This is a genomic window from Tractidigestivibacter sp. (assembly GCF_057241865.1).
On the sequence record NZ_DBHHPX010000002.1, the window covers coordinates 99,058 to 110,288 of the forward strand.

Sequence of the window (11,231 nt, forward strand, 5' to 3'; positions counted from 1 at the left end):
GTCATATGGCCGAGCTCAATTGTCAGTTCGTCCGTCCGGACAGGCTTCTCTACGAGGGGCCCGTTGCGAGCCTCGTCCTGGTTGCCCACTCGGGTGAGCTGGGTGTGTGGCCTGGCCACGCACCCGAGATCTGCTCGCTTGGCGATGGCGTGGTTCGTCTCAACCTCCGCGAGGAGGATGGCGGTGGCGTTGGCAGGGTCGTCATCTCAGGCGGCTATGCCCAGATTGATGACAAGGGCGTCATCATCCTTGCCGACCACGCCCGTTCCGTTAACGATATCGAGCCGGACGTGGTGCGCGAGACCCGCGACACCGCCCTCGACACCTTGGATTCGCTCGGCGAGTCCGACGGGCGCCGTGCATACTGGGAGAACAAGGTAAAGTGGTGTAATCTACTGCTCAGACAAGCGGCGGAGCACAAGCAGAGCTAAGACCCAGGTGGCCCCGCGAAAGCGGGGTCGCCTGCTGTATGCAGGAGGAACATGGACGTCATCAAAATTGAGGGCGGGCATCCCATTACGGGTGAGGTCACCGTCGAGGGAGCCAAGAACTCGGCGCTCAAGCTCATGGCGGCAACCATCATGGCGCCAGGTGTCACTACCTTGAGGAACGTCCCCAACATCGCTGACGTCCACGTCATGGGCAAGGTGCTCAAGCGCCTTGGTGCAACCATCGACGTGTTGGACAAGCACACGCTGGTCATCGACACCTCGAACGTCGACAAGTGGGAGACGCCCTACGAGCTGGTTGCTCAGATGCGCGCCTCCACGGCCGTGCTTGGCCCGCTTATCTCGCGCTTTGGCAAGGCCGTTGTTGCCATGCCTGGCGGGTGCAACATTGGTGCCCGTAAGATTGACATGCACATCCTTGGTCTTGAAGAGCTGGGTGTCCAGTTTGACGTCAAGCATGGCAACATTCACGCCACTACTCCCAATGGCATTACGGGCAACACGGTCACATTGGCCTTCGCAAGCGTCGGAGCCACCGAGAACCTCATGATGGCCTCCGTGCACGCCAAGGGCACGACCATCATCGACAATGCGGCGCGCGAGCCCGAAATTGTCGACTTGGCAATGATGCTCAACGAGATGGGTGCCAAGGTCTGCGGTGCGGGCTCTCCCGTTATTGAGATCGAGGGCGTGGAAGAGCTCCATCCCGTCACGCACAGCGTCGTAGGCGACCGCATCGAGGCCGGAACCTTCCTCGCCATTGGCGGGCTCTGCGGCGAGCCGGTAACGGTTAACGGTTTCGACCCCATTCATCTGGGACTTGTTCTCAAGAAGCTCGAGAAGATGGGCATCTCCGTCCAGCGTGGTTCGCGTGGCTGCACCGTCTGGCGCGAAGGCCCAATCCTTCCCACCGACATCCAGACGCTCCCGTTCCCCGGCTTTCCCACTGACATGCAGGCACAGGTCATGTGCCTCCTCGCCTTGGCTAAGGGCTCGTGTGTGATTACCGAGAACGTCTTTGAGAACCGCTTCATGTTTGCAAGCGAGCTGCAGCGCATGGGTGCAGACATTACCATCGAGGGGCACCACGCCATCGTGCATGGCGTGCCGGGCTTCTCGGGCACGCAGGTAAAGTCCCCGGACCTACGTGGTGGCGCGGCTCTTGTCATAGCTGGCCTTGTGGCTGATGGCGTTACCACGGTGTCTGCCATCCACCACATCGAACGTGGCTACGAGGGCTTCGTGAGCAAGCTCGTCTCGCTTGGTGCCAAGGCAGAGCGCGACACGGTTCCTGATGATGAGGATGCGATTAGGGACTAGCCCCTCGCGCGGATGGGATGTAGGGTAGCCGATGAGCAAGCATATGAAAGCCGAGGGTAGTGGCTCCGATATCGATGCGTCTGACAAGTACAGCCGCAACAACGTCGAGCGCTACAGCAAGAGGTGCCGCAGGCACAGGCTGCGCCGAAGTGTGGCGCGTGGTGTCGTTGCCGCCCTGGTGGTGATGCTTGTCGGCGGTGGCGTGGCATTTGCGCGCTGGATCAGCAGCGTGCAGAGTCGCATGAACAACGGCCAGGTCATCACCCCCGAGCTTGAGCAGAGCCTGTCTGCCGCGACGGATGGCAACGAGCCCTCCACGCCGAATGACCCTTACTACGTGCTGCTCCTTGGTACCGACGGCCGCCCTGGCGAGACGGACTACCGTGCTGACACCATCATCCTTGCTCGCATCGACCCGCCCAACAAGCGTGTGACGCTTCTCTCGATACCGCGTGACACCATGGTCGAATGGAAGGGTACGACCATGAAGATCAACGGCGTCCACACGTATGATGGGGCTGCCGGTATGGTGCAAATCGTGAGCGAGAAGTGCGGCGTTCCCATTTCGCACTATGCCGAGATTTCCTTCGATGGCCTTGCGACTCTCACCAACGCTATGGGTGGCGTGACGGTCGACGTTGACCAGTCCATGAAGGATACCGAGAACTTCGATGTAGTCACGGAGCTTCAGCCGGGGGTTCAGACGCTCGATGGCGAAGAGGCGCTCTTCTACTGCAGATGCCGCCACTTCCCGGATGGCGACTACACGCGCATGCACCATCAGCGCTCCTTCATTAAGGCCATGCTCAACCAATTGCTTTCGACCAACGATCCAACCAAGATCGTCAACCTGGTCGACGCTACCGCAGACGTTATCACCACCGATCTTTCGGTCTCTGAGATTGTCTCCTTGGCCTCAGAGATGGTAGGCATGGATACGGAGAATGACATCTACGCTGCCTATGCCCCCTCCGAGCCAAAGGACGTCAACGGCGTCTCGTATGTCGTGGCAGACTGGGATGCCCTCGCCGAGGTGATGAAGGTCATCGATGCAGGCAAGGACCCTTCGTCGTTCAATGCCGACCAGCATGGCTACACGGACGGAGGCTCTTCGTCCGAGAATGCAGGCCCCACCTCCGCAGATGCCACGAGCTCTGCCGGCACGGTGAGCGCTTCGTCGCCGAAATCTGCCACGTAATCTGCCAAATCCACGTCTTCCGCGTTGGTGCCGGGGGTCACAGGGCCCCCGACTTGGGGATAATGATTCCAGGACACGCGCCAAAGGTGCATTGCAGGATTTGGAGACTGCTCATGACTCTTACGAGTGACGGAAATCACGATCACGCCCTAACAAGGGCAGGCGAGGACTACCTCGAATCTATCTATAGGCTGTCTGTGGCATCAGATGAACCTGGCGGGAGCGTGCGCTCCGTTGACGTTGCCGAGCAGCTCGATGTATCGAAGGCAAGCGTCAACAAGGCGCTCTCGATGCTCAAGGAAGAGGGCATGGTCAACCAGAGCCGCTATGGCCGTGTGACCCTGACTCCCGAGGGCAAGGAGTATGCCGCGATTGTGTGGCGCGCGCATCGTGCCCTACGGGCATTCCTCGAGACCGACCTGGGCGTAAATGCCGAGCGTGCCGACGAGGAGGCATGTCTCATGGAACATGTCCTCTCTGCCGACACGATGTCGCGTCTTATCGATTACCTTGCGACGCAGGGCGTAACCATTCCGGATTAGGCTCATGGCCGTTTGATGCGTCCCGTGTGTGCGCCATGTGATGACGGCAGGGTTTGTGGCCGTGCGACCGGTGGAGGTCTGCCGCTAGGAGAAGGCGGGGTAGATGGTGCATGCACGGGGGTATGGTGTGTCTGGCATCCTCATGCCGCAACTGCCCACTATTGAAGGGAACACAAGCACAATGAAGGCAATTATCCCGGCAGCAGGTCTTGGTACGCGTTTTCTGCCCGCAACGAGATGCATGCCCAAGGAGCTCCTGCCCGTTCTGGACAAGCCCATTCTCCAATACGTTGTCGAGGAGGCACTTGAGCCCGAGGGCGTCGATGGCGTAGTGATTGTGAACTCGCACGAGAAGCCGCAGATAGAGCAGTACTTCTCGGTGGACGAGGAATTCGAGGGCATGCTTCGCACACGTGGCAAGGGTGAGGCGGCAAGCCTTGTCCACGAGGCCTCAACGCTTCCGGTCTCTTTCGTCTATCAGGACAGTCCGCGCGGCCTCGGCCATGCCGTCCATTGCGCTGCAGACAAGATTGGCGGGGAGCCGTTCTTCGTGCTTCTCGGTGACTACTTCGTTCCCGACAAGCAGATGTGCGTGCGCATGGCGCAGGTATCGCGCGAGCACAACGGCGCTTCCGTTATCGCCGTTGCTCCGGTTCCTGCCGACCAGGTGAGCCGCTACGGCATCATCGCCGGCCAGTGCATGGGACATCTCGATGGTGCCGCGGGAGGCGAGGAGGACGAGGGTGCCGTGTGGAAGGTGGCGGGCCTTGTCGAGAAGCCCAAGCCCGAGGACGCGCCCTCGCACCTCTTTATTGTTGGCCGCTATCTCCTCTCGCCCCGCATCATGGAGCTTCTGGCCACCCAGGCGCCGGGTGCTGGCAGCGAAATTCAGCTTACCGACGCAATGCAGCGCCTGCTTGACGAGGAAGAGATGTACGCGCTGGTAGTGGACCCCGCTGAGGGGTGTGATACTGGTACTCCCGCTGCCTGGGCTGCGACTAACGCACGTATGGCGCTCAAGAACCCCCATACTGCCGAGGCCTTCCGCGAGGCGTTTGGTGACAAGGTCCTTGGATAGGCGTCCCAACATAATCCGCTTTGGCGCCGATGGCTGGCAGGCACGTCTGGACGATGGTTTTGACGAAGCCGGCGTCAGGCGCGCGGCTGATGCGTTAGGTCTTCTTTGGGCGGATGCCCATCCTGGTGCTGAGGTCGTTGTCGGTTATGACACTCGTCACAACTCTGCCGACTACGCATGTGTCGCAGCGGGCGTGCTCGCATCCTTTGGCCTGCGGGCTGTTGTCTCGGACAGGCCCTGTCCCACGCCTGTCGCTTCGTGGTTCTGCTCGAGAAGGAGCGACGCCATCGGTGTCGTCATGCTTACGGCAAGCGAGCGCTCCTGCGAGTACGGTGGCCTTATCGTGCGCGGTGCGGACGGCGGACCGGTTTCACGTGAGTTTCTTGATGCCGTCGAGCAGCACATCTCGCTTGAGCCAACGTCTGACACCGGTGAGTACCAGGTGGAGAACTTCATCGCGCCCTATCTCGATGACCTCGTCACGTTGGTGGACGGTGTCGCGATTGCGGGTGCCGGGCTCAGCGTTGTGGTTGATCCCATGTACGGTGCCGGTGCGGGCGTGCTCGCCCAGGCGCTTGAACGTCTTGGCTGCGAGGTGACCGAGATTCACGCAGATGTCCGCGAGGACTTCTGCGGGCTTCACCCCGAGCCAGCTGACCCCTGGGCAGACGAGTGCGAAGAGAGGGTCTCCTCCACGAGGGCCAGCCTTGGTTTCCTTCTCGATTGCGATGGCGACCGTGCGGGCGTTGTCGACGAGGACGGCAACATACTGCTGCCACACGAATTGTCTCCGCTGGTGCTGGGCCACCTTGTTGAGAATCGCAACGAAACCGGCCGCGTTGTGGTCACGCTCACGTGCTCTGCGCGAATCGCGCGTCAGGCAGAGCGCCTTGGCTGCCAGCTCACTTCCGTTCCCGTTGGTTTTTCACGCATATATAGAGAAATGCGTGAAGGTGATGTAGTGCTGGGCGCAGAGGAGTACGGCGGCCTTGCGTTCCCGTCTCACCTCCTCGAGCGAGATGGCCTCCTGTCCTGTCTTTTGGTAGCCGAGCTTGTGGCAAAGAGCGGCAGGACAGTTCGCCAGCTGGTGCGCGACATGGGCGACAAGATCGGCCATATGCGCTACACCCGTCGGGATGTGCGTCTCGACCCGGCCGCAACCCAGGCGTTCCGTAATGTGCTGCCGGGACTCAACCCGGAGTCCGTCGCAGGTCGCCTCCCCGTTGAGGTCAGCCATGCCGATGGGTTACGCCTTCAGTTCGACGATGGTTCATGGGTTCTCATACGCCCTTCGAGGTCCGATCCCGTGGTGAGGGTTTACTCGGAGGCACCTACAGAAGGGGAGCGCGACAGGCTGCTTGACGCCTCGTGTGGAATTGTCCGCGCCGGCGCTTGAGTCCGTTTGTGTGCAAACCATGGATGTCCCCCCTCCCCCTTCCCCCCGCCCCGCGGGGGGCGTATATTACTTCCTCGCGCGGCGCGCCCCAAGCGGGAGGCGCCGCGGGGCACCCTGAGAACCGGATACCGTGTCCGAGAGATCGGACGACGAAGGACAGACTAGCGATGCTCGAATGCCGGGGGCGACCCCGGCGCCGAGTCGATTCCAGTGAAGTCCGAGACCGGCGTGGTCTTGGAGCGGGACCCGGACATCCGTCGCGAAGGAGACAGACGCCGCCCCCGGGCGGCGCTCCGAACGGAGAGTTCGATCCTGGCTCAGGATGAACGCTGGCGGCGCGCCTAACACATGCAAGTCGAACGGCCGGACCCCCCCGGGGGGCGAGGCAGTGGCGAACGGCTGAGTAACACGTGGGCAACCTGCCCCCCTCCCCGGGACAGCCTCGGGAAACCGTGGGTGATACCGGATGGGCCGCCCCCTCCGCATGGGAGGGGCGGGAAAGCTCCGGCGGGGGGGGATGGGCCCGCGGCCTGTTAGCCAGTTGGCGGGGCAACGGCCCACCAAGGCGATCATGGGTAGCTGGGTTGAGAGACCGACCAGCCAGATTGGGACTGAGACACGGCCCAGACTCCTACGGGAGGCAGCAGTGGGGAATCTTGCGCAATGGGCGGAAGCCTGACGCAGCGACGCCGCGTGCGGGAAGGAGGCCTTCGGGTCGTAAACCGCTTTCAGCAGGGACGAGGCCGCGAGGTGACGGTACCTGCAGAAGAAGCCCCGGCTAACTACGTGCCAGCAGCCGCGGTAACACGTAGGGGGCGAGCGTTATCCGGATTCATTGGGCGTAAAGCGCTCGTAGGCGGCCCGTCTGGTCGGGAGTCAAATGCGGGGGCCCAACCCCCGGCCGCTCCCGATACCGGCGGGCTTGAGTGTGGTAGGGGAAGGCGGAACTCCCGGTGTAGCGGTGGAATGCGCAGATATCGGGAGGAACACCGGTGGCGAAGGCGGCCTTCTGGGCCACCACTGACGCTGAGGAGCGAAAGCTGGGGGAGCGAACAGGATTAGATACCCTGGTAGTCCCAGCCGTAAACGATGGACACTAGGTGTGGGGGGGACGCCCCTCCGTGCCGCAGCCAACGCATTAAGTGTCCCGCCTGGGGAGTACGGCCGCAAGGCTGAAACTCAAAGGAATTGACGGGGGCCCGCACAAGCAGCGGAGCATGTGGCTCAATTCGAAGCAACGCGAAGAACCTTACCAGGGCTTGACATCCCGGTGAAGCGGCGGAGACGCCGTGGCCGAGAGGAGCCGGGACAGGTGGTGCATGGCTGTCGTCAGCTCGTGTCGTGAGATGTTGGGTTAAGTCCCGCAACGAGCGCAACCCCCGTCGCATGTTGCCAGCGGTCCGGCCGGGCACCCATGCGAGACCGCCGGCGCCAAGCCGGAGGAGGGCGGGGACGACGTCAAGTCATCATGCCCCCCATGCCCTGGGCTGCACACGTGCTACAATGGCCGGCACAGCGGGCTGCCAGGCGGCGACGCCGAGCGAATCCCCAAAGCCGGCCCCAGTTCGGACCGGGGGCTGCAACCCGCCCCCGCGAAGCCGGAGTTGCTAGTAATCGCGGATCAGCACGCCGCGGTGAATGCGTTCCCGGGCCTTGTACACACCGCCCGTCACACCACCCGAGTCGTCTGCACCCGAAGTCGCCGGCCCAACCCGTAAGGGGGGGAGGCGTCGAAGGTGTGGAGGGTGAGGGGGGTGAAGTCGTAACAAGGTAGCCGTACCGGAAGGTGCGGCTGGATCACCTCCTTTCTAGGGAGACACCCCAGAGAGAAAGACAGAGACGGACGGGTCCCGCCGACCACGCCCGCCGGCCTGCCACCTTCGCCGCGCCGCGAGGCGCACGGCGTCCGGTCCCCGGGGCCAGCCCCCGCCGCACCCTGAGAGCCGCATAGCGTGACGCAAGCAAGAAGATTCTCCATTAGTGGATCGCATCATGCACGATTGGATACGTGAAAGAGGGGCGCCGGCCGAGTGCCGGCGCGAAGGATACCAAGGGCACGAGGTGGATGCCTTGGCACAGGAAGCCGACGAAGGACGCGACAAGCCGCGATAGTCCACGGCCAGGGGCACATGCCCGCACGAGCCGTGGGTCTCCGAATGGGAGAACCCGCCGGGACTTGAGGCCCGGCGCCCGCCTCCGGAACACATATGGTGGCGGGGGGCGACCGGGGGAACTGAAACATCTAAGTACCCCGAGGAAGAGAAATCAAACGAGATTCCCCGAGTAGCGGCGAGCGAAAGGGGACCAGGCCAAACCGGCGCGCGGGAGGCCGCCGCCGGGGTTGTGGGGCCCGCCACACGGCAGTCAGAAAGGCGAGAGGCAGCGGAACGGCCTGGGAGGGCCGGCGAGACAGGGTCACAGCCCCGTACGCGAAGCCCCGCGCCCTGCCGGTGGGCACCCGAGTACCGCCGGGCACGTGAGACCCGGTGGGAAGCCGGGGGGACCACCCTCCAAGCCTGAACACTCTCCTGTGACCGATAGTGGACCAGTACCGCGAGGGAAAGGTGAAAAGCACCCCGGGAGGGGAGTGAAACAGCACCTGAAACCGCGTGCCCACAAGCAGTCGGAGCGGCCGCTCGCGGCCGTGACGGCGTGCCTTTTGTAGAATGAGCCAGCGAGTTGCGGTGCGCGGCGAGGCCAAGCCGCGAAGCGAGCCGTAGCGAGAGCGAGTCCGAACAGGGCGAGCAGTCGCGCGCCGCAGACGCGAAGCCGGGTGAGCTACCCACGGGCAGGCTGAAGCGGGGGTAAGACCCCGTGGAGGGCCGAACCCACCTAGGTTGAAAACTGGGGGGATGACCCGCGGGTAGGGGTGAAAGGCCTATCAGACCCGGAGATATCTCGTTCTCCCCGAAATAGCTTTAGGGCTAGCCTCGGGCGCTCACCCTGGGGGGTAGAGCACCGGATGGCCGCGGGGGCCTCACCGCCTGCCAAAGCCAACCGAACTCCGAATACCCAGGGCCCGGAGCCCGGGAGTCAGAGCGCGTGGGCTAAGCCGCGCGCTCGAGAGGGAAACAGCCCAGACCGCCCGCCAAGGCCCCCAAGTCCGTGCCGAGTGGCAAAGGATGTGCGTCTGCCCAGACAACCAGGATGTTGGCTCAGAGGCAGCCACCCATTCGAAGAGTGCGTAACAGCTCACTGGTCGAGTGGACACGCGCCGACAATACACGGGGCTAAGCACGGCGCCGAAGCGGCGGGCCGGACCGAGTCCGGCGGTAGGGGAGCTTCCCGTCGGGGGCGAAGCCGGGCGACGACGCCCGGTGGACCCGCCGGGAGTGAGGATGCTGGCATGAGTAGCGAGAGCGGCGTGGCGAAACGCCGCCGCCGTGAACCCAAGGTTTCCTGGGCGAGGCTAGTCCTCCCAGGGTCAGTCGGGGGCTAAGGCGAGGCCGGGAGGCGTAGCCGACGCACAGCAGGCCGACATTCCTGCACCCCCGTGGTGGCGCTACGACCGATGGGGCGACGGAGGAGGGTAGCTCGGCGGGGTTCTGGACGTCCCCGCGATGGCGCGTAGGGCGGCACCCGGCGAAGCGCGGGTGCCGGGTGCCCGAGGCGCCGGACGAAGCGACCGAGCGAAGCGAGTGAGCCCATGCTCCCGAGAAAAACCCCTAGGCAGCCGCCCGGGGCCCGTACCGCAGACCGACACAGGTGGGTGGGTAGAGAATACCAAGGCGATCGGGAGAACCATGGTTAAGGAACTCGGCAAAACCACCCCGTAACTTCGGGAGAAGGGGTGCCGCCTCGGGTGATGGGACCGGCTCCCGGAGCCCGGGGCGGCCGCAGCGGAACGGTCCAAGCGACTGTTTACCAAAAACACAGGACCCTGCCGAAGCCGTAAGGCGACGCATAGGGTCTGACGCCTGCCCGGTGCCGGAAGGTCACGAGGAGCCGTCAGCTCCGGCGAAGCGGCGAATCCAAGCCCCGGTAAACGGCGGCCGTAACTATAACGGTCCTAAGGTAGCGAAATTCCTTGTCGGGTAAGTTCCGACCTGCACGAAAGGCGCAACGACTTGGACGCTGTCTCAACCATGGCCCCGGCGAAATTGCACTAGTCGTGAAGATGCGACTTACCCGCAGAAGGACGGAGAGACCCCGTGAACCTTTACTGCAGCTTGGCATTGGCCGCCGGTCCGTCGCGTAGAGGATAGGTGGGAGACCGTGAGCCCGGGACGCCAGTCCCGGGGGAGTCGCCCTTGGAATACCACCCCCGACGAGCTGGCGTCCTAACCCGCGGCCGTGAGCCGGCGCGGGGACCGTGCCAGGTGGGTAGTTTGACTGGGGCGGTCGCCTCCCAAAGAGTAACGGAGGCGCGCGAAGGTCTGCTCTGGGCGGTCGGCAACCGCCCGCGAGAGTGCAAGAGCGCAAGCAGGCCTGACTGCGAGACGGACAGGTCGAGCAGGTGGGAAACCAGGCTCTAGTGATCCGGCGGCCCGGCGTGGGACGGCCGTCGCTCAACGGATAAAAGGTACTCCGGGGATAACAGGCTGATCTTCCCCAAGAGTCCACATCGACGGGAAGGTTTGGCACCTCGATGTCGGCTCATCGCATCCTGGGGCTGGAGCAGGTCCCAAGGGTATGGCTGTTCGCCATTCAAAGCGGTACGCGAGCTGGGTTCAGAACGTCGTGAGACAGTTCGGTCCCTATCCTCTGCGGGCGCAGGAGATCTGAGGGAGGCTGCCCCCAGTACGAGAGGACCGGGGTGGACGGACCTCCGGTGCGCGGGTTGTCAACCAATGGCACTGCCCGGTAGCCGAGTCCGGTCGGGATAACCGCTGAAGGCATCTAAGCGGGAAGCCCGTCCCGAGATGAGATCTCCCTTCGGTAAGGCCACTCGTAGACCACGAGTTCGATAGGCCGCAGGTGCAAGGCGGGCGACCGCCTCAGCCGAGCGGCACTAATCGGCCGAGCTCCTCCGCATTGCCCCTCGCAGGGCGGTCCGCCGGAGAGCACGCCTGCGCGCGCTGTGCGGCCCTGAGGGCCCGGCACGGGCTCCCCCCGGAGGCGAAACGCCCCGTGCCGGCCGGCGGCCATGGCAGGGGGGGCACACCCGGTCCCATCCCGAACCCGGAAGTTAAGCCCCCGAGCGCCGAGCGTACTGCGGGGAGAGCCCGTGGGAGACCAGGTCGTCGCCGGCCGGCAGGGGGCGTTTCCGCCAGGGGAGGGCCCCCGCGCGACGCGCGGGGGCCCTCTT

General features: G+C 63.9%; 6 protein-coding genes and 3 rRNA genes. All 9 read left to right on the plus strand.

Features of this window, described 5'->3' with window-relative positions; all coding sequences use genetic code 11:
• Positions 1-5: 5 nt before the first annotated feature.
• The 9 genes from atpC to rrf all read left to right on the plus strand — a co-directional run bounded on the left by atpC (position 6) and on the right by rrf (position 11,175).
• On the plus strand, positions 6-431 hold the full coding sequence (gene atpC, locus ACO59D_RS01375; protein WP_130811611.1) for an ATP synthase F1 subunit epsilon: 426 nt from the start codon (positions 6-8) through the stop codon (positions 429-431).
• Positions 432-482: 51 nt separating this feature from the next.
• Positions 483-1,769 carry a UDP-N-acetylglucosamine 1-carboxyvinyltransferase gene (murA, locus tag ACO59D_RS01380; protein WP_130811612.1) on the plus strand — a complete coding sequence of 429 codons (1,287 nt, stop codon included), beginning with the start codon at positions 483-485 and terminating at the stop codon, positions 1,767-1,769.
• 31 nt (positions 1,770-1,800) lie between these two features.
• A complete protein-coding gene (locus ACO59D_RS01385) occupies positions 1,801-2,967 on the plus strand; it encodes an LCP family protein (RefSeq protein ID WP_130811613.1) in 1,167 nt (388 codons plus the stop codon).
• Positions 2,968-3,080: 113 nt separating this feature from the next.
• The gene (locus ACO59D_RS01390; RefSeq protein ID WP_130811614.1) at positions 3,081-3,509 is read left to right on the plus strand and encodes a metal-dependent transcriptional regulator; all 429 of its coding nucleotides are present in this window, start codon (positions 3,081-3,083) and stop codon (positions 3,507-3,509) included.
• Positions 3,510-3,690: 181 nt separating this feature from the next.
• Complete coding sequence (locus tag ACO59D_RS01395; protein ID WP_130811615.1) at positions 3,691-4,587, plus strand: UTP--glucose-1-phosphate uridylyltransferase; 897 nt, start codon at positions 3,691-3,693, stop codon at positions 4,585-4,587.
• Positions 4,580-5,983, plus strand: coding sequence for a phosphohexomutase domain-containing protein (locus ACO59D_RS01400; RefSeq protein WP_485125451.1), 1,404 nt, complete (start codon positions 4,580-4,582; stop codon positions 5,981-5,983). Before ACO59D_RS01395 ends, ACO59D_RS01400 begins: the two co-directional genes overlap by 8 nt.
• A 294-nt stretch (positions 5,984-6,277) precedes the next feature.
• A 16S ribosomal RNA gene (locus tag ACO59D_RS01405) occupies positions 6,278-7,791 on the plus strand.
• Positions 7,792-8,021: 230 nt separating this feature from the next.
• Positions 8,022-10,958 (plus strand): 23S ribosomal RNA (locus ACO59D_RS01410).
• A 101-nt stretch (positions 10,959-11,059) separates the two neighbouring features.
• Positions 11,060-11,175, plus strand: a 5S ribosomal RNA gene (gene rrf, locus ACO59D_RS01415).
• The 16S, 23S and 5S rRNA genes sit together here, the layout of an rRNA operon.
• Positions 11,176-11,231: the final 56 nt, after the last annotated feature.